This window comes from Flavobacterium sp. WC2416 (assembly GCF_041200095.1).
Taxonomy (GTDB): Bacteria; Bacteroidota; Bacteroidia; order Flavobacteriales; family Flavobacteriaceae; genus Flavobacterium.
Genome location: NZ_CP165626.1, coordinates 1284837 through 1303245, shown reverse-complemented (window position 1 = coordinate 1303245; position 18409 = coordinate 1284837). Strand labels below are relative to the sequence as shown.

At 33.0% G+C, this 18409-nt stretch carries 18 protein-coding genes and 1 pseudogene; 12 read left to right on the top strand and 7 right to left on the bottom strand.

What is annotated here, in order from left to right; translation table 11 throughout:
- From AB3G39_RS05430 to groL, 7 genes and pseudogenes are all read left to right on the top strand, one after another.
- Positions 1 to 372 (top strand): annotated as a pseudogene (locus AB3G39_RS05430) (GxxExxY protein).
- A gap of 274 nt (positions 373 to 646) precedes the next feature.
- Positions 647 to 1903, top strand: a complete 1257-nt coding sequence (locus AB3G39_RS05425; RefSeq protein WP_369766191.1) for a sigma 54-interacting transcriptional regulator — start codon at positions 647 to 649, stop codon at positions 1901 to 1903.
- Between the two features lie 88 nt (positions 1904 to 1991).
- Positions 1992 to 2501, top strand: a complete 510-nt coding sequence (locus AB3G39_RS05420; RefSeq protein ID WP_369752499.1) for an LptE family protein — start codon at positions 1992 to 1994, stop codon at positions 2499 to 2501.
- Positions 2502 to 2541: 40 nt separating this feature from the next.
- The gene (locus AB3G39_RS05415) at positions 2542 to 3393 is read left to right on the top strand and encodes a tetratricopeptide repeat protein (RefSeq protein WP_369766190.1); all 852 of its coding nucleotides are present in this window, start codon (positions 2542 to 2544) and stop codon (positions 3391 to 3393) included.
- Positions 3394 to 3396: 3 nt separating this feature from the next.
- The gene (gene secG, locus AB3G39_RS05410) at positions 3397 to 3726 is read left to right on the top strand and encodes a preprotein translocase subunit SecG (RefSeq protein ID WP_367755016.1); all 330 of its coding nucleotides are present in this window, start codon (positions 3397 to 3399) and stop codon (positions 3724 to 3726) included.
- Positions 3727 to 3865: 139 nt separating this feature from the next.
- Positions 3866 to 4141 carry a co-chaperone GroES gene (groES, locus tag AB3G39_RS05405; RefSeq protein ID WP_367755018.1) on the top strand — a complete coding sequence of 92 codons (276 nt, stop codon included), beginning with the start codon at positions 3866 to 3868 and terminating at the stop codon, positions 4139 to 4141.
- A 116-nt stretch (positions 4142 to 4257) separates the two neighbouring features.
- The gene (groL, locus tag AB3G39_RS05400) at positions 4258 to 5886 is read left to right on the top strand and encodes a chaperonin GroEL (RefSeq protein WP_367771902.1); all 1629 of its coding nucleotides are present in this window, start codon (positions 4258 to 4260) and stop codon (positions 5884 to 5886) included.
- A gap of 112 nt (positions 5887 to 5998) precedes the next feature.
- On the opposite strand, the gene AB3G39_RS05395 is transcribed toward groL, so the two are convergent.
- The 5 genes from AB3G39_RS05395 to xrtF form a co-directional block, all read right to left on the bottom strand.
- Entirely contained in the window at positions 5999 to 6682 is a 684-nt protein-coding gene (locus AB3G39_RS05395; RefSeq protein WP_367755021.1) for a DedA family protein, read from the bottom strand.
- Positions 6683 to 6888: 206 nt separating this feature from the next.
- Entirely contained in the window at positions 6889 to 8244 is a 1356-nt protein-coding gene (locus tag AB3G39_RS05390; protein ID WP_369752500.1) for an MBL fold metallo-hydrolase, read from the bottom strand.
- A 40-nt stretch (positions 8245 to 8284) separates the two neighbouring features.
- Complete coding sequence (locus tag AB3G39_RS05385; protein ID WP_369752501.1) at positions 8285 to 9115, bottom strand: restriction endonuclease; 831 nt, start codon at positions 9113 to 9115, stop codon at positions 8285 to 8287.
- Between the two features lie 58 nt (positions 9116 to 9173).
- Positions 9174 to 9617 carry an exosortase F system-associated protein gene (locus tag AB3G39_RS05380; RefSeq protein ID WP_369766189.1) on the bottom strand — a complete coding sequence of 148 codons (444 nt, stop codon included), beginning with the start codon at positions 9615 to 9617 and terminating at the stop codon, positions 9174 to 9176.
- On the bottom strand, positions 9592 to 10143 hold the full coding sequence (xrtF, locus tag AB3G39_RS05375) for an exosortase family protein XrtF (RefSeq protein WP_369766188.1): 552 nt from the start codon (positions 10141 to 10143) through the stop codon (positions 9592 to 9594). Before xrtF ends, AB3G39_RS05380 begins: the two co-directional genes overlap by 26 nt.
- Before the next feature lie 73 nt (positions 10144 to 10216).
- On the opposite strand from xrtF, the gene AB3G39_RS05370 reads away from it, so the two are divergent.
- The 5 genes from AB3G39_RS05370 (at position 10217) to rpe (ending at position 15580) form a co-directional block, all read left to right on the top strand.
- Positions 10217 to 10672: a GAF domain-containing protein gene (locus tag AB3G39_RS05370; RefSeq protein WP_367755031.1), complete on the top strand. Its 456-nt coding sequence runs from the start codon at positions 10217 to 10219 to the stop codon at positions 10670 to 10672.
- Positions 10673 to 10784: 112 nt separating this feature from the next.
- Entirely contained in the window at positions 10785 to 11051 is a 267-nt protein-coding gene (gene rpsO, locus AB3G39_RS05365) for a 30S ribosomal protein S15 (RefSeq protein ID WP_367755033.1), read from the top strand.
- Positions 11052 to 11199: 148 nt separating this feature from the next.
- A complete protein-coding gene (locus tag AB3G39_RS05360; RefSeq protein ID WP_369766187.1) occupies positions 11200 to 13341 on the top strand; it encodes a polyribonucleotide nucleotidyltransferase in 2142 nt (713 codons plus the stop codon).
- 278 nt (positions 13342 to 13619) lie between these two features.
- Positions 13620 to 14483, top strand: a complete 864-nt coding sequence (locus AB3G39_RS05355) for an RNA polymerase sigma factor RpoD/SigA (RefSeq protein WP_007137700.1) — start codon at positions 13620 to 13622, stop codon at positions 14481 to 14483.
- A gap of 434 nt (positions 14484 to 14917) precedes the next feature.
- Positions 14918 to 15580, top strand: coding sequence for a ribulose-phosphate 3-epimerase (gene rpe, locus AB3G39_RS05350; RefSeq protein ID WP_369766186.1), 663 nt, complete (start codon positions 14918 to 14920; stop codon positions 15578 to 15580).
- Between the two features lie 58 nt (positions 15581 to 15638).
- On the opposite strand, the gene AB3G39_RS05345 is transcribed toward rpe, so the two are convergent.
- Positions 15639 to 16535 carry a carbohydrate kinase family protein gene (locus AB3G39_RS05345; protein ID WP_369752505.1) on the bottom strand — a complete coding sequence of 299 codons (897 nt, stop codon included), beginning with the start codon at positions 16533 to 16535 and terminating at the stop codon, positions 15639 to 15641.
- Between the two features lie 127 nt (positions 16536 to 16662).
- Positions 16663 to 18402 carry a RagB/SusD family nutrient uptake outer membrane protein gene (locus tag AB3G39_RS05340; RefSeq protein WP_369766185.1) on the bottom strand — a complete coding sequence of 580 codons (1740 nt, stop codon included), beginning with the start codon at positions 18400 to 18402 and terminating at the stop codon, positions 16663 to 16665.
- Positions 18403 to 18409: the final 7 nt, after the last annotated feature.

Below are 18409 nucleotides of genomic sequence, written 5' to 3'. Positions count from 1 at the left end.
ATGCAATATTACAAACAAGAAGAGAATTATAAGATAGTTGGTATTTGTATGGAAGTTCATAGAATTTTAGGTCCAGGTCTACTAGAAATAGTATATAAAGATGCCTTGGAAATTGAATTTAAAAACAATAATATTCCATTTGAAAGAGAAAAATAATTTTCAATTCAATACAAAGGAAATATTCTTGCTCACAAATTTTATGCTGATTTTATTGTTTATGATGAAATTATCCTAGAAGTAAAAACAGTTAAAGAAATTAATAACGAACACATAGCCCAAACATTAAATTACATTAAACTTGCAGATTCACAAATTGGAATTATCGTGAATTTTCAGAATAAATCACTAACAAACAAACGATTAGTTATATAAATAAATTTGTGGAAATTTGTGTGATTTGTGGTAAAAAAGACAAATAAAGACATGACAAAAAAACAAATAATCATAGCAATACTTACTTTCATCATAGGATTTGGGGGAACGTTTTATATAATTAGAACCTACTTTCCAAAGCACAAAGTAGAAAAAACGAGTACTGTAAAAGATACTTTGACAAAAAAATAAATTACAACAGTGAATCGTTTAATTAAATAGAGTTCGATTTTGAACTTGAAAACTTAAACCTCAAAACTTTAAATACAAAATAATGGATACAGTTCAAGCCATAAAACAACGATTTGAAATTATTGGAAATGATCCAAAATTAAATCGTGCCATAGAAAAAGCCATTCAAGTTGCCCCAACCGATATTTCAGTACTGGTTGTAGGTGAAAGTGGTGTAGGTAAAGAAAGTATACCTAAAATAATACATTCGCTATCCCATAGAAAACACGGTAAGTATATTGCTGTTAACTGTGGTGCCATTCCTGAAGGAACAATTGATAGTGAACTTTTTGGTCATGAAAAAGGAGCTTTTACGGGAGCAACAAGTACCCGTGAAGGGTATTTTGAAGTGGCTGATGGGGGAACTATTTTCCTAGATGAAGTAGGTGAATTACCATTAACTACCCAAGTGAGATTACTTCGTGTTTTAGAAAATGGCGAATTTATTAAAGTAGGTTCTTCTCAAGTTCAAAAAACAGATGTTCGTATTGTAGCTGCAACCAACGTCAACTTATTTGATGCCATCGAAAAAGGAAAATTTCGTGAAGATTTGTATTACCGTTTAAGTACAGTTGATATCCTTTTACCTCCTTTAAGAGATAGAAAAGATGATATTCATTTATTGTTTAGAAAATTTGCTGCCGATTTTGCACATAAATATAAAATGCCTCCATTAAAACTAGACGAAAATGCAGTTTTAGTATTACAAAAATTTCGTTGGAGTGGAAATATTCGTCAATTGCGAAATGTAGCCGAACAAATTTCAGTATTAGAAACAAATAGAGACATTTCCGCTCAAACCTTACAATCCTATTTGCCTTCAGAAGGGAGTAACTTACCGTCGGTTATTAAAGATAAAAAAGCAGAAAGCGACTTTAGTACCGAAAGAGATATTTTATACAAAGTCCTCTTTGACATGAAAAGTGATTTACATGATTTGAAAAAACTAACTCTAGAATTAATGAAAAGTGGTGCATCAAAAGCACAGGACATCAATCCTTCTTTAATTCAGAAAATATATGGTTCGAAAGAAAATGACAGTGAAATAGACTTTGAAGAAGAACCAAGAACTGCTTTAATTTCCACACCAAATAAAGAAGAACGTTACGAAGAAAATGACGAGAATTATTTGTTTGCGGAGACTATTGAAGAAGAAGAAGTTTTAAGATTGGAACAAAAAGAAATCGAAATGATTAAGAAATCATTAGAAAAAAACAAAGGAAAACGTAAAGCAGCTGCAGATGAACTTGGGATTTCTGAAAGGACATTATACCGAAAAATTAAGCAATTCGACCTTTAAAAAATTAGCAAATAGTAATAGATATTTACAAACTATTTTTTGAATACCTTTGAACCGAGCGTTAGCCAACTAACGTAGCAATTTTTAAATGAAAATGAAAAAACTACACTATACCCTCTTAATCGCTTTGTTATTTGCACTTAACAGTTGCTCAGTATATAACTTTACAGGAACTGGAAAAATTGACGCCAAAACATTTCAAGTCAACTTTTTTCAAAATAATGCTGACCTGATTGAACCAGGAATTGACCGTACATTCACACTGGCGCTTCAAGATATTATACAGAATCAAACCAACCTAAATTTAGTGAAAACAGGAGGTGATTTGACATACGAAGGAGAAATTGTAGATTACAGAATAAGCCCAATGACTGCAACAGCGGATCAAAAAGCATCTCAAAACCGTTTAAAGATTAGAGTAAATGTTCGATTTACAAACAAAAATAAAGAAGTAGATAATTTTGAAAAAACATTTGAATTCTATTACGATTATCCTGCAACACAACAATTAGGCGGAGCAACTTTGAGCAACGCTTTAAAAGAAATATTCGATAGAATAACACAAGATATCTTCAATGAGTCATTAGCCAAATGGTAGATCATTTTATAAAACAATATATCCAACTGAATACTTATTTATGAACGTAACCGATTATACTTACTTAATTAATAAACCAAATGCGATTACAGAAAATCAAACGGAGGCTTTGACAAAAGTGCTAGATGAGTTTCCTTTTTTTCAAAGTGCAAGAGCTTTGCGTTTAAAAGGGCTGTATAATCAAAATAGTTTTAAGTATAATTTTGCTTTAAAAGTAACTGCAGCACATACAACAGACAGAACCGTTTTATTTGATTTTATCACTTCGGATAGTTTTATTGCGATTCAAAAAGAATTTTATGACAAGAAATCACTTGAGCTTCTTGACATAACTGTAATCGATAGTGAAGTCGTTATTTCAAAAGAAAATTTAAAGGTAGAGAAAACACCTATAGAACAATCTGTTCTCACTTCTATTAAGGAAGCTTCAAATGAAACTATTGACAGCACAAAAATAGTTGAAGAAAAATTGGCCATAGGCAAGCCTTTGGATTTTTCTAAAAATGAGACACACTCTTTTCAGGAATGGCTTCAGCTTTCTAGAACACAACCTATAATAAGAGAACCCGAAGTCAATAAAACTCCAAAAAACACTGTTCTGGACGAGACAAAAAAGAAAAAAGCAAAACTAATTGACCGCTTTATCGAATCAAGTCCTAAGATTTCACCTGTAAAACATGGAGTACCTTCCACTATTCATATTGATATTAATAAAGACGATAATTCGTCATTAATGACCGAAACTTTGGCAAGAGTCTATTTGGAACAAAAAAAATATCAAAAAGCGATTCAAGCTTATGATATATTAATTTTGAAATATCCAGAAAAAAGTAGTTTCTTTGCAGACCGTATATCGGATATTAAGATTTTACAACAAAACAATAATAATTAAACAATGAGCACATTTTCAATTTTTTTAGTTTTAATCACAATAGTTTGTTTTCTATTGATCGTAGTAATAATGGTTCAAAACCCTAAAGGTGGTGGACTTTCTTCTACATTAGGAGGATCGACTCAAATGGGTGGTGTACAAAAAACAACAGACTTTTTGGACAAGAGTACTTGGACATTAGCTACAATTTTAATTGCATTAATATTACTTTCTAGTTTGAGTTTTACTGGAACATTAAGCGATACTGATTCTAAAATCATTGACAATACACAAACTGCAGCTCCTGCTTCGCCAGTACAAAACACACCTGCACCAACAACACCTGCAAAATAATTTACATTATATAAATATTACTAAGTGCCAGCCTGTCAAAGCTGGCATTTTTTATAAGAAAATGTGTCAGTTATAGCAAGATGGCACAATTTCTGAAATCGTATTAACAATCTATATAAAACAATAAAAACATATAATTATGGCTTTAAACATTAAACCACTTTCAGACCGTGTTCTTATTGAACCAGTTGCTGCTGAAACAAAAACTGCTTCAGGAATTTTCATTCCAGATACTGCAAAAGAGAAACCACAAAAAGGAACTGTTGTTGCTGTAGGAAGCGGAACAAAAGATCACTCCATGACTGTTAAAATTGGTGATTCTGTTCTTTACGGTAAATATGCAGGTACTGAATTAAAATTGGAAGGTAAAGATTACTTGATAATGAGAGAAGATGATATTCTTGCAATAATTTAAATTTTGTTTCAAGTTTGCTTCGCCTGTTCACTATCGTTCGGGTCAGGTTTCAATTTTCGAATCCTAAAATGAAACTTTAAACAAAAAAATTTCAAACATTAAACAAAAAAATTAAGATGGCAAAAGATATAAAATTTGATATTGAAGCACGTGACGGACTAAAACGTGGTGTAGATGCATTGGCTAATGCAGTAAAAGTGACTCTAGGACCAAAAGGTCGTAATGTAATCATCGGAAAATCTTTTGGTGGACCAAATGTAACTAAAGATGGTGTTACTGTAGCAAAAGAAATTGAATTGAAAGACCCATTAGAAAACATGGGAGCTCAAATGGTTAAAGAAGTCGCTTCTAAAACTAATGATTTAGCTGGAGACGGTACTACAACTGCAACAGTTTTAGCACAAGCTATTGTAAAAGAAGGCTTAAAAAACGTTGCTGCAGGTGCAAATCCAATGGATTTGAAACGCGGTATTGACAAAGCTGTTGAGGCCATTGTTGCTGACTTAGCAAAACAATCAAAAGTAGTAGGTACTGATTCTGAAAAAATCAAACAAATCGCTTCTATTTCTGCTAATAATGACGAAGTAATTGGTGAATTGATTGCTACTGCTTTTGCAAAAGTAGGAAAAGAAGGTGTTATCACAGTTGAAGAAGCTAAAGGAACTGATACTTATGTTGACGTTGTTGAAGGAATGCAATTTGACCGAGGATATCTTTCTCCATATTTTGTTACAAATCCTGAAAAAATGGAAGTGGAATTAGAAAACCCTTACATTTTATTATATGATAAAAAAGTTTCTTCACTAAAAGAATTACTTCCTGTATTAGAGCCAGTAGCACAATCTGGAAAACCTTTATTAATTATTGCTGAAGATGTTGATGGTGAAGCGTTATCTACATTGGTAGTAAATAAATTAAGAGGAGCATTAAAAATTGCGGCTGTAAAAGCACCCGGTTTTGGAGACAGAAGAAAAGCAATGCTTGAAGATATCGCTATCTTAACAGGTGGAACTGTAATTTCTGAAGAAAGAGGTTATACTTTAGAAAACACAACAATTGAAATGTTAGGAACTGCTAAAAAAGTGACTATCGATAAAGACAATACTACTGTTGTAAGCGGAGCTGGTGAAGCTGACATGATCAAAAATCGTGTGAACCAAATTAAAGGTCAAATGGAGGCTACAACTTCTGATTATGACAAAGAAAAATTGCAAGAGCGTTTAGCTAAATTAGCTGGCGGTGTTGCGGTTCTTTATGTTGGAGCTGCTTCTGAAGTAGAAATGAAAGAGAAAAAAGACAGAGTAGATGATGCATTACATGCAACTCGTGCTGCTGTTGAAGAAGGTATTGTTGCTGGCGGTGGTGTTGCACTATTAAGAGCTAAAAATGCATTAACTACTGTAAAAGCAGACAATGCTGACGAAGCAACAGGAATTCAAATTGTATCTCGTGCAGTAGAATCTCCATTAAGAACTATTGTTGAAAATGCAGGTCTTGAAGGTTCTGTAGTTGTAGCAAAAGTAGCTGAAGGAAAAGGTGATTTTGGTTATAACGCCAAAACTGATGAATATGTAGATATGCTAAAAGCAGGAATTATCGACCCTAAAAAAGTAACACGTGTAGCATTAGAAAATGCAGCATCAGTTGCTGGAATGATTCTTACTACTGAGTGTGCATTAATTGACATTAAAGAAGATAACGGAGGTGGAATGCCAATGGGAGGCGGAATGCCAGGAATGATGTAATATCAAACCCTTCTAGATATAAAAAAATCCGTTCAACAATGTTGAACGGATTTTTTATTTATACTTTTTTTTGAAAATAATATTTCGTCAAATAAGCACTACTTTTTTAGTTCTATTCCTCTGAAACTGGATGCTTTCTAGCTAACTTGATTAGTACTGGCGATAAAGTAATTACTACCAAACCAATAACGATTAACTCAATATGTTCTTTCAAATTTATTTGATAATTATCTAGTAAAAATCCATATAAATAATGTCCTGCGAAAATCAATATAAATGACCATAGAAAAGAACTAACCACATTATAAAACATAAATTTCTTTTTATCCATAGTCACAATTCCAGCAACAATAGGAGCGAAAGTTCTAAATATTGGCAAAAACCTAGCGAAAATAATTGCTCTACCTCCATGCCTTTCAAAAAAATCTTTAGATTGAACAAGGTATTTTTTCTTAAACCAAAAAGTATCTTTTTTATTATAGAGATAGTATCCGCTTTTTGATCCAAACCAATAGCCGACAATATTACCTAAAATACCTGCAAACCCAACCATTGTCGACAAGAGAACAACATTTATAAAATCACTATCTATAAACAATATATTTTCAATCAATTCACGATTGTAAATTCCAGCAAGAAATAGCAAACTATCTCCAGGTAAAAAGAAACCAGCAAACAATCCTGTCTCGGCAAAAACAATAAACAATACTATATATATCCCTAATTTTATTCCATTCACATCAAAATGAATATAAAAAAGTGGGTCTATCAAATTCTTCCAATCAAAGCTATTCATTCTGTGGGGTTTTATTCAAAAATGTTTTGTGCGTGAAAGTAAGTATAATTTACATGAACCACAATTTATTGAATCTTTTTAAAGATTAATTAACGATTAATCTAAAATTAAAATACCATGACAACCCTACATGCTTCTAGTACAGATTTAACAATCTAGTTTTTTTACGCCTAATAGTATATTCAACTGAATTACAATATGAAGGATTAAAGGTCAAATTCTTGTCCCATTAGTGGAATGACACAATCAAATCCATAATGTTCATTAATTTTTATACGCAACTCATCAGCAGGAATATTTTCCCCATGGACTAAAAATACTTTTTTAGGTTTATTTTCTAAGGCCGAAAGCCAATTAAGTAAATCCTTTTGATCACCATGTGCTGACAGCCCTTCAATGTCAAGAATTTTAGCTAAAACAGGATAATATTTTCCGTAAATTTTAACTTCTTTGGCACCTTCAAGTAATTTGCGTCCTCTAGTTCCTTCCGCTTGGTACCCCACAATAATAATAGTAGTCTCTGGTAATCCAATGTAATTTGTTAAATAACTTAAAACACGTCCTCCAGTCACCATTCCACTAGCAGCAATTACTACTTTTGGTTTTTTATTATAAATAGCCTCTATTGTATCTTTATAATCCGTAATCATCGTGAACATTTTACTCATAGCCACGCAATCGTCTATGGAAAGCTTATGCCATTTTAAATTGTTAAAAAAAACATCAAATGCACTTACTCCCATCGGGGAATCAATAATATATTCAATGTCTGGGATTTTTTTCTCCGTTTTTAACTTCCATAACAAATACATTATACTCTGTGCCCGCTCTACAGCAAAAGAGGGAATTATTACTGTCCCACCATTTTTAAAAGTAGAATTGATATACGTTTCCAATTCTAATTTCGCATCCGTTTCAGGATGAAGACGATTACCATAAGTGCTTTCCAGAAATATATAATCCCCTTTTGTTGGCCTTGTGGATGGAAACATTAAAACATCATTATCCCTACCTACATCTCCAGAAAAAACCAAAACTTTACCTTCTAAACTCAATTCTACACTACAAGCCCCAATGATATGTCCTGCATTTGTAAAAACTGCTGAAATTTCAGCATCCAGTGGAACTGTTTCCTTTACATTAACAACTCTAAAAAAAGGAAATACTTTCTCGGCTTGCGCAGCAGTATATAAAGGTTTAGCGACTTCATGTTTAGAATATTTTTCCTTATTTGCTTTGTACGCTTCTTCTTCTTGAATTTTACCACTATCCAAAAGAATTAATTTAGCAATTTCTTTAGTTGGACTTGAACAATAAATTTTTCCTTTAAATCCCTGTTCAACTAAAACTGGCAACCAACCACAATGATCTAAGTGTCCATGGGTCAATAGAACAAAATCAATAGTTGAAGCCAAAACAGGCAAGGGATTCCAATTGAGTTCTCTCAAAGGCTTTATACCTTGAAAAAGGCCGCAATCTATCAAAATCCGCACACCATTACTTTCTACTAATGTTTTTGAACCTGTAACTGTTCCAGCTCCTCCAATAAATTTTATTTTCATGATTCCGTGTTTATAATGAACAATTAATCAAATAGTTATTTTATACACATTTACACAATTCCCTAACTTCTTTCAAAACATTTTTAATCCTATTGGAACTCAAACTAATTTTTTCTAAAGCATCTGAATTATTTATCAATTCCTTGGCTAAAATCACATCCAGAAATAATAATTTATCTTTTTCAGCAAGTGACAAAGTGGTTAAACAAGTGACTGGATAAAGACAGTCATTATCGTTTTTTGTTTTCAAACTATTATTTTTAGGATAATCCCAACTCAATAAATTCATTCCAGAACATTTAGCAAAAGCTATTGCATCTGAGGTGAATCGGTTGTTCGTTGAAATCCAACATTTTGATACCGTATCTTTTTTGGAAAAAATCATATGGTTTCTATCTTTCAAATCATTAAATCTTGAAAGCACATATAATGGTACTTTAACATCTGAGGCAGCTTCTCTACTAGAATGAAACTTACATTCTATCATTGCAATAGCATTATCTTTCTTTACTAAAACATCTATTTCATGTGAAACACACTTTCCTTGCAAAACCAGATTTGTGGTAGTTGTATATTTTTCGGCATCAAAAAGTCGAGCTATATATTTCTCGAAGAAAAAACCAGCAGGACCTAACAACTGAAGTGCTGCTCTTAGGTTATATCTGGCTGCATGTGAATTAGCCTCTTTTTTTAATAAAAGAAAAGCTCTTTTATAAATATGTTTGGTTGAAATTCCTTCGTAAAGTTCATTTTTAATTTTATTCAAAATATCTTCAACAATAACAGGACTAGCACCAGATTTCAACAATGAAACCTTTAGTTTTTCTGGCTCAAAATCAACAATATCTCCAGAGTGTTTTACTATTTTCATGACTCTAAATTATTGATTATTAATGATTTAATATTCAATTAAAGATAATGAAAATAAATCATTTATTAACCTTTTGGAAATAAAAAGCAGGAATAAACAATAGGACAAAAATAGGCTGAATTAAAAACCTCCTAATATAAAAAAGAAAAAGATTATTATTCACTCCATAAAAATTAATCACCATATAAAAAGAAGCGATTAAAATCATAAAAAAAAGCAGATACAAAATAGCAGCGAATTTAATTATCTCAACATCTTTAAATAATACATAAAGCAACCCTAACGAAATGATAGTATTAAGTCCATATCGAAATAAATAACCTATAAACAAACGATATGGACTATAAATAGGTAGCGGTAAATTATTAAAATCACTTTTAAAATAATTTAAGAAAGGATCATAGAATAAACGGTCTTCAAAGGCGCGAACTAAAATAAGTAATAGCACTAACAGTGCTGCCGCAACAAGTCTAAGTTTATGTGTTAGTAGAATTTTTAGCATATAATGAAAATTTATTAACCCAAATTACCCATAAAATAAAAACGACTCCATAAATAAACAACGGAAAAAACACACCGTGTAAAATAGATTCTTGTGTAGGAAAAAAATAAATCAGAACACACAACAATGCAATTCGCATCACATTTAAAACATAAATACCTAAACTTCCTCCGATAATATATAAAACTGTAGGTTTTAATTTTCCTGAAAAAGAAACTACAAACGAAATAAATAAAATAATAACACTAATCGCATTGCACCCCTCAATCAATCTGGCAACATATTTTTGATTGTAAATCAATTTGATGTAATCATCTGTTTTATTTTCTTCAAGTACCACATCAGCATGAAACAGTTTCAATAATTGTTCTGTGTTTTGGGCGACTAATTTTGTAATTGAATCTGTTTGATTGCTCTCAAAACCATTTAAGAACATTTGATAAACAAAAGCTAATATTATGTAGGTTAAAAAAAACTTTGCCAAAAAAAGCAAAAAAGGCTTATACAAAACAATATATTTTCTCAAAATGCAATTTTTAACAAATTTAATATAAATAAGATTAAGGACTTTAAATACTTTTGTATAAAAATTGAACAAAATGACATTTCAAGAATTGAAACCAAAAGTAACAGCAATAACATCAAACAATTCACTTACAAGAGACGAAAAATTATTGACCATTTGCCAACTTTTAAATTCCAGCATAGAATACTATAATTGGGTAGGCTTTTATTTTGCAAACCACGATACAAAAACATTACATCTAGGTCCTTATGTAGGAGCAGAAACAGATCATACCGTTATCCCATTTGGAAAAGGAATTTGTGGGCAAGTAGCAGTTTCAAACGATAATTTTGTTGTGCCAGATGTTGCCGCTCAAGACAACTATATTGCTTGTAGCTTTACTGTAAAATCAGAAATTGTTGTTCCTTTATTTGCAAATGGGCAAAACATTGGGCAAATAGACATTGACAGTCATGTGATTGACCCTTTTACAGAAGCGGACGAACGATTTTTGGAGTTTGTAAATGAGGAGGTTGCAAAATTGTATTAAGATTTAAAATAATTTACAATTCATAATTATTAATTGATAATTATTAATTACTTTTGCACCCGTCTTACAATAGCTGTATGACATACATAAAAATCATTAAACAAATATTGGAATGTATTTAACTAAAGAGATTAAAGAAGAAATCTTCGCACAACACGGAGAAAAAACAAACACTGGAAAAGCTGAAGCACAAATCGCTTTATTCACTTTCAGAATTAGCCACTTAACTGAGCACTTGAAAAAAAATCGTCATGATTATAACACAGAGCGTTCATTAGTATTGCTAGTAGGTAAAAGAAGATCATTGTTAGATTACTTGAAAAAGAAAGAAATCAACAGATATCGTGAGATTATCAAAGTATTGGGTATCAGAAAATAATCAATATAAAAAAGAGGTGCGTAAGTGCCTCTTTTTGTTTTTACACAAGAATAAAAAAGTTTGGTTTTTCATTGGGTTTTAGGCATTAACTACGCAAACAACAACTACAACACAACTAGAACCCATGTTTAACTAATAAATTAAATTTATGATTCCACAATTATTTGTAGAAAGTATCGATTTAGGTGATGGCAGAAACATCACAATCGAGACAGGTCGTTTAGCTAAACAAGCTGACGGATCTGTAGTAGTAAGAATAGGTAAAACTGTTATTTTAGGAACAGTAGTATCTTCAAGAAAAGCAAGTCCAGGCATCGACTTTTTACCACTTACGGTAGATTATCGTGAAAAATTTGCTGCAGCAGGACGTTTCCCTGGAGGTTTCTTCAAAAGAGAAGCAAGACCAAGTGATAGCGAAGTGTTAACCATGCGTTTAGTAGACCGTGTTTTACGTCCACTTTTCCCAGATGACTATCATGCAGAAGTGCAAGTAATGATTCAATTAATGTCTTACGATGAAGACATTATGCCAGATGCACTAGCAGGTTTAGCAGCATCAGCAGCATTAGCTTTGTCTGATATTCCTTTTGAAACATTAATTTCTGAAGCTAGAGTTGGTCGTATCGACGGAAAATTCATCATCAACCCATCTCGCGCACAATTAGCATTATCAGATATTGACATGATGATTGGAGCTTCTATGGATTCTATCGCAATGGTAGAAGGTGAAATGAAAGAAATTTCAGAAGCAGAAATGCTTGAAGCAATTAAATTTGCTCACGAACATATCAAAAATCAAATCTCTGCTCAATTGCGTTTACAAGCTGCTTTTGGAAAAAAAGAGACTAGAACGTATGAAGGAGAAAGAGAAGATGAAGCAATTTACGCTAAAGTAAAAGCGGCATCTTACGATAAAATTTACGCTATTGCAAGCAAAGGTTCTTCTAAACAAGAACGTACAACTGCATTTGACGAAGTAAAAGAAGAAGTTAAAGCATTATTTACTGAAGAAGAATTGGCGGCTGATGGAGATTTAGTTTCTAAATACTTCAAGAAAACAAACAAAGAAGCAGTTCGTAACGTAACTTTAGATTTAGGAACCCGTTTAGACGGAAGAAAAACTACAGAAATCAGACCAATCTGGTGTGAAGTAGATTACTTACCATCTGTACACGGATCTGCATTGTTTACTCGTGGAGAGACTCAAGCTTTGGCAACAGCAACTTTAGGAACATCTAGAGAAGCAAACCAAATTGATTCTCCATCAGAACAAGGTGAAGAGAAATTCTACCTACATTATAACTTCCCTCCTTTCTCCACTGGTGAAGCTCGTCCTTTAAGAGGAACTTCAAGAAGAGAAGTAGGTCACGGAAACTTGGCTCAAAGAGCATTAAAAAACATGATTCCTGCTGATTGTCCTTATACAATTCGTGTTGTATCTGAAGTATTAGAATCGAATGGTTCTTCTTCTATGGCAACTGTTTGTGCTGGAACATTATCATTAATGGATGCTGGTATTCAAATGATTCGTCCCGTTTCTGGAATTGCAATGGGATTGATTACTGACGGAGATCGTTATGCTGTATTGTCTGATATTCTTGGTGATGAAGATCACTTAGGAGATATGGACTTTAAAGTAACAGGAACTTCTGTAGGTATTACTGCTTGTCAAATGGACATCAAGATTGACGGATTGAAATACGAGATTATGGAAGCAGCACTAGCTCAAGCTCGTGATGGACGTTTACATATTCTTGGTAAATTAATCGAAACTTTAGCTGAGCCAAAAGCAGATGTTAAAGCATATGCTCCAAAAATCATTACAAGAAGAATCCCTAATGCTTTCATTGGAGCATTGATCGGACCTGGTGGAAAAGTGATTCAAGAATTACAAAAAACTACAGGAACTACAATTGTTATCAATGAAGATCCAACTACTGAAGAAGGAGTTATTGAAATTTTAGGAACTGATCCTGCTGGAATTGAAGCAGTATTGGCTAAAATTAAATCAATCACTTTCAAGCCTCAAATGAATGAGTCTTACGAGGTAAAAGTAATCAAAATGCTAGATTTTGGTGCAGTTGTAGAGTATACATCAGCTCCAGGAAACGAAGTTTTATTACATGTATCTGAATTGGCTTGGGAACGCACAGAAAATGTTTCTGATGTAGTGAACATGGGTGATGTTTTTGAAGTGAAATACTTAGGTATGGATCCAAAAACTAGAAAAGAAAAAGTGTCAAGAAAAGCACTTTTACCAAGACCTCCACGTGAGGAAAGAAAAGAGTAATCAGATCTTAGTTTACTAAAGGTTTATTTATAGGAAATCCCGTTTCATGAATTTGAAACGGGATTTTTGTTTTGCATTAGGGATGGCAGCGTTTGTTTGAGCTCTTTTTATGCAATGAAATGGAATAAAAAAGCGAGTGCGGACAGCCCGACCGCAGGGAATGCCCAAATTAAATGGTCTAAAAAATAAAATAAATATTTATTTCATCCCTTTTGTAACTTTTTCACAACTTCGTACGTATAATCACTTGTACACTTAAAACTTGAGGAGACAAAAACATGAGACAACTAAAAATTACCAAGCAGGTAACGAATCGTGAAACTGCATCATTAGACAAATATTTACAAGAAATTGGAAAAGTTGATCTTATTACCGCTGACGAAGAAGTAGAATTAGCTCAAAAGATTAAAGCTGGTGATCAAAAAGCACTAGAGAAATTAACAAAAGCCAACTTACGTTTCGTAGTTTCGGTAGCAAAACAATATCAAAACCAAGGATTAACGCTTCCCGATTTAATTAACGAAGGAAATCTTGGTCTTATAAAAGCAGCACAACGTTTTGATGAAACACGTGGTTTCAAATTCATTTCGTATGCCGTATGGTGGATTCGTCAATCGATACTTCAAGCATTGGCTGAACAATCCCGTATCGTTCGTTTACCATTAAATAAAATTGGTTCTATCAATAAAATCAACAAAATGTACGCTTTATTAGAGCAATCTAACGAGCGTCCACCATCTGCTGAGGAAATTGCAAAAGAATTGGACATGACCGTAAATGACGTAAAAGAGTCAATGAAAAACTCTGGACGTCACTTATCAATGGATGCGCCGCTTGTAGAAGGAGAAGATTCTAACCTTTATGACGTTTTACGTTCTGGTGAATCTCCTAATCCAGACAGAGAATTAATCCACGAATCATTACGTACCGAAATCGAGCGTTCATTAGAAACATTGACTCCTAGAGAGGCTGATGTGGTTCGTTTGTACTTTGGTCTTGGTGATCAACACCCAATGACTCTTGAGGAAATAGGTGAAACTTTTGACCTAACTCGTGAGCGTGTTCGTCAAATCAAGGAAAAAGCAATCCGAAGATTGAAACACACTTCAAGAAGTAAAATATTAAAAACCTACTTAGGTTAATTCACAATATTCCCCAATTAAAATCTTTAAAACTTAAATTTTTTAATTCAAAATGAACAACAGTTTGATTGACTGTTCGTTTTTTGATTGATGATTGAAACTCCGGCTGATTACCGGAGTTTTATTTTTTTAATCTGAATTCATTTCAGATTCTCTTCTATCTTAATTCCAGATCCTCGTTCCTCTTTTTTCTTTCCTCTTTTTTCTCTTTTCTGGCGTAACCCTTCGTAAAAACTTCGGGTCGGGCTTTATGTTTCAATCTTTTTATTAAAAAAAAATAAAAAGGATTTCCACTTCAATCCCTTACGCAAAACATGGGTAACTCGCGAGTTGTACCTTTTATAAAAAAACTTTCCCGTTTGTTTTAAATAAACTAATTTTGCACAAACAACAACTTAAGAATCTGAAATAAATTCAGATTAAACAACAAAACAATGAAAAATACACTTATTGCTCCATCAGTATTAGCGGCCGACTTTGCTAACCTGCAACGTGACATTGAAATGATTAACAACAGTGAAGCAGATTGGTTTCATATTGATATTATGGATGGAGTTTTTGTACCCAACATCTCTTACGGAATGCCCGTTTTAGAAGCAATCAACAAACATGCTAAGAAAACAATCGACGTACACTTGATGATTGTTGATCCTGATCGCTACATTAAAACCTTTGCAGACTTAGGAGCAAATATCCTTAGTGTACACTACGAAGCATGTACTCACCTGCACAGAACCCTTCAAGCCATAAAAGCCGAAGGTATGAAAGCTGGAGTAGCCTTAAACCCACATACTAACGTTGATTTATTAGAAGATGTAATCAATGATATTGATTTAGTTTGCATCATGAGTGTAAATCCAGGTTTTGGCGGACAGTCATTTATAGAAAACACCTATGCTAAAGTAAAAAAATTAAAAGAATTAATCACGAGAAAAGGAGCCAACACCATTATTGAAATTGACGGTGGAGTTACCAATAAAAATGCAAAACAATTAGTTGAAGCAGGAGCTGATGTTCTTGTAGCGGGAAGCTATGTTTTTAAAGCAGAAAACCCAACAGCAACTATTGCCGATTTAAAGAAATTGACCACTCTATAAAATCAAAAAAGTCCCTTAATTGGGACTTTTTTATTTAACTTTCATGAGTAGTATTGTATTAAATCATCATGAATTTTTTAATATCCTTTTCACTAATCTTAGGATTAGCGCCCTCTTGTCCTGCCACTAATGCTCCCACTGCGCAGGCATAATTTAATGCTTTTTGTGGCGATTTCCCTCTAAGTAATCGTATAAGAAGAGACGCTAAAAAAGAATCCCCCGCACCAACGGTATCTACTACTTTTACAAAATAACCGCTATTATAATAAAATTTATCATTATAATATAAAACCGCTCCAAATTCCCCCTTAGTTACACAAACTTGTTTTGAATTTGTTTTCTCAGCAATGAATTTTATGTTTTGTTCAAATGAGTTATATGGAGAACCCAACTCTCTACTTATTTCACGTAACTCTTCATCATTCAACTTAATAAAATCAGCTTTTTGCATCAGCTCATTTAACACCTCTGCTGTATAGTAAGGCGATCTTAAATTTGCATCAAAAACCTTATACTTTGCCTTGTCCAATAGGGAATTCAAAGTTTCACGAGAAACTTCATCTCTAGAAGCTAAACTCCCAAACACAAATACATCTGCTTCAGAAATCACTTTATCCATTACTTCTGTTTCTACAATTTTATCCCAAGCAGAGGGGTATAATATATCATAAGAAGCATTTCCCTTTTCATTTATCATTACATGAACGGCACCCGTTTTATATTCCTTAGTGACTTGAATTAAGTCAGTAGTAACTTCTTGAGCATTTAAAAAAGATAAAATATCTTCCCCATTTTCATCCTCACCTACTCGGCTTATCATAGTCGTTTCAACCCCTAAAGAGTTCATCCGTAAAGCCACATTTAAAGGAGCTCCTCCAATTTTTTTATGTGTTGGAAAAATATCCCATAGGACTTCTCCAAAACATACTGCACTTAAAGTGTATTTTGCATTCATAATAAAAACTAATTAAAAATTAAGAACAAGCACAAAAATAACTTATTCAATAAAACAGTTAAAAGTTAAAGGCAAGAATAAATCTTGCCTTTAACAGAATTAAAAAACCACCAAACAAATTTACTCCTTAATAACCAGGGTTTTGTTTGTACAACCCTGCTGTAAAATCTATCTCTCTTTGAGGTATTGGATAATACTCATCTCTACCTGCTGTAAACTTAGCATTAGTAAGAAAATCTCTTTTCGTTTTCTCTACATTAAGGTACGCATTTAAAACAGGCTCAGCTATACCCCATCTTACTAAATCAAAAAATCGTGGACCTTCCATACCAAATTCCAAACGTCTTTCAAACATAAGTGCCTTCATAGCATAGTCTTTCGAAGGAAAAGAAGAATACTGCTGCACTTTATAAACATTTGAAGCTCCTGCTACTAATGGCATAGACTCACTCGCACCTGCTCTAGCTCTAATTTGATTGATTAAAGGCAACGCTTCTGTATATCTATTTAATTGAATTAATGCCTCCGCTTTGAACAATAAAACATCTGCATATCTAATAAAATCAACATTTTTAGAAGTACCTATAAATGGTCCGTTTTTCACATAACAAGAACAATCTGGAGATTGTTGTTCTTTCATATTTCCAAAATACCCATAAACACCTGGATCTCTAGCCCAACTAAAATTATAAACCATATCTCCAGAAGTTTTTAAAGTGTTTTTATATTTAAATGGTCTTCCTGGAACTCCTACTGTATGGTCAATTCTTGGATCAAGTGTAACACCAGCAGCAAGAGGAGCACTACCATTCGTAATTGTATTAAAAACATCTGAATTATTGAAAGTATCTAATAATGGTAAGCCATTTGCATCTGTTTTAAAAGCATTCACCATATTTTGGCTAGCCATATGAAAACCACAACAGCCGTAAAGAGGTGTTCCATGAGGAGAATTTAAGCCTGTAACAAAACTTACTCTTCCAGTATTTGTTCCATCATTAATAGAAAACTGAACAGCCCAAATCGATTCAGAACCATTGTCATGACCATCCAAAAAATTATTTCCATAATCTGGCTCTAAAGCACCAGTAACTTTATCCGCATAATCTATTACTTCTTGTAATTTTGCTGCATCTATACTTGTAACTTGATGCGCATCATTTTGCTTATAGGCTTGATATAGACTTAATTTTGCAAGATAAGCGGCAGCGGCATTTTTATCAGCTCTACCTACTTGATCTTGACTTTGTGGTAAATTATCGAATGCAAATTTGAAATCTTCAGCAATTTTATCCCACAAAGCATCGCTTGTTAAATCATTTGACGTTTTTAATATATCTTCCTGAGAAAGTTCTTCTGTGATATACGGAACTTTATTAAACAATAACTTTAGCATAAAATGAGAATGTGCTCTTAAAAAACGCAATTCTGCTTGTCTTACTTTCTTTAACGGATAATCTGCATCAGGAATTTCATTGATTACAGACAAAGCAAAGTTTGCTCTAGAGATTGCTTTATAATGATTTGTCCAAGTTCTAGGCAACATCCAGTCACCATAATCAGCGATTGTTGTATTGTATTGTTCGTATGTATCTATCACATCAACATCACCACGACCACCTCCACCTTTGTAGGCATCATCAGATCGTACACTTCCATAAACCCATTGGTTTGTTATTGGCCCAACCATTTCATCATTCCCAATTGCTGCATAAGCTGCGGTAACAAGAGCGTCCGCATTTGCAGCAGTTGCCACATTCACAGAAGATAGCACTCCTGTTGGTTCATAATCTAAAAAATCGGAGCTACATGATGCCAAAAACAAAATTGACAAGCAACTGATAACTATATTATTATATTTCTTCATGATAATT

Bases quoted from the DNA above. Each gene is read 5' to 3' on its own strand.
- AB3G39_RS05425 (WP_369766191.1), top strand. From the start codon at position 647: ATGGATACAGTTCAAGCCATAAAACAACGATTTGAAATTATTGGAAAT.
- AB3G39_RS05420 (WP_369752499.1), top strand. From the start codon at position 1,992: ATGAAAATGAAAAAACTACACTATACCCTCTTAATCGCTTTGTTATTT.
- AB3G39_RS05415 (WP_369766190.1), top strand. From the start codon at position 2,542: ATGAACGTAACCGATTATACTTACTTAATTAATAAACCAAATGCGATT.
- secG (WP_367755016.1), top strand. From the start codon at position 3,397: ATGAGCACATTTTCAATTTTTTTAGTTTTAATCACAATAGTTTGTTTT.
- groES (WP_367755018.1), top strand. From the start codon at position 3,866: ATGGCTTTAAACATTAAACCACTTTCAGACCGTGTTCTTATTGAACCA.
- groL (WP_367771902.1), top strand. From the start codon at position 4,258: ATGGCAAAAGATATAAAATTTGATATTGAAGCACGTGACGGACTAAAA.
- AB3G39_RS05395 (WP_367755021.1), bottom strand. From the start codon at position 6,682: ATGAATAGCTTTGATTGGAAGAATTTGATAGACCCACTTTTTTATATT.
- AB3G39_RS05390 (WP_369752500.1), bottom strand. From the start codon at position 8,244: ATGAAAATAAAATTTATTGGAGGAGCTGGAACAGTTACAGGTTCAAAA.
- AB3G39_RS05385 (WP_369752501.1), bottom strand. From the start codon at position 9,115: ATGAAAATAGTAAAACACTCTGGAGATATTGTTGATTTTGAGCCAGAA.
- AB3G39_RS05380 (WP_369766189.1), bottom strand. From the start codon at position 9,617: ATGCTAAAAATTCTACTAACACATAAACTTAGACTTGTTGCGGCAGCA.
- AB3G39_RS05370 (WP_367755031.1), top strand. From the start codon at position 10,217: ATGACATTTCAAGAATTGAAACCAAAAGTAACAGCAATAACATCAAAC.
- rpsO (WP_367755033.1), top strand. From the start codon at position 10,785: ATGTATTTAACTAAAGAGATTAAAGAAGAAATCTTCGCACAACACGGA.
- AB3G39_RS05360 (WP_369766187.1), top strand. From the start codon at position 11,200: ATGATTCCACAATTATTTGTAGAAAGTATCGATTTAGGTGATGGCAGA.
- AB3G39_RS05355 (WP_007137700.1), top strand. From the start codon at position 13,620: ATGAGACAACTAAAAATTACCAAGCAGGTAACGAATCGTGAAACTGCA.
- rpe (WP_369766186.1), top strand. From the start codon at position 14,918: ATGAAAAATACACTTATTGCTCCATCAGTATTAGCGGCCGACTTTGCT.
- AB3G39_RS05345 (WP_369752505.1), bottom strand. From the start codon at position 16,535: ATGAATGCAAAATACACTTTAAGTGCAGTATGTTTTGGAGAAGTCCTA.
- AB3G39_RS05340 (WP_369766185.1), bottom strand. From the start codon at position 18,402: ATGAAGAAATATAATAATATAGTTATCAGTTGCTTGTCAATTTTGTTT.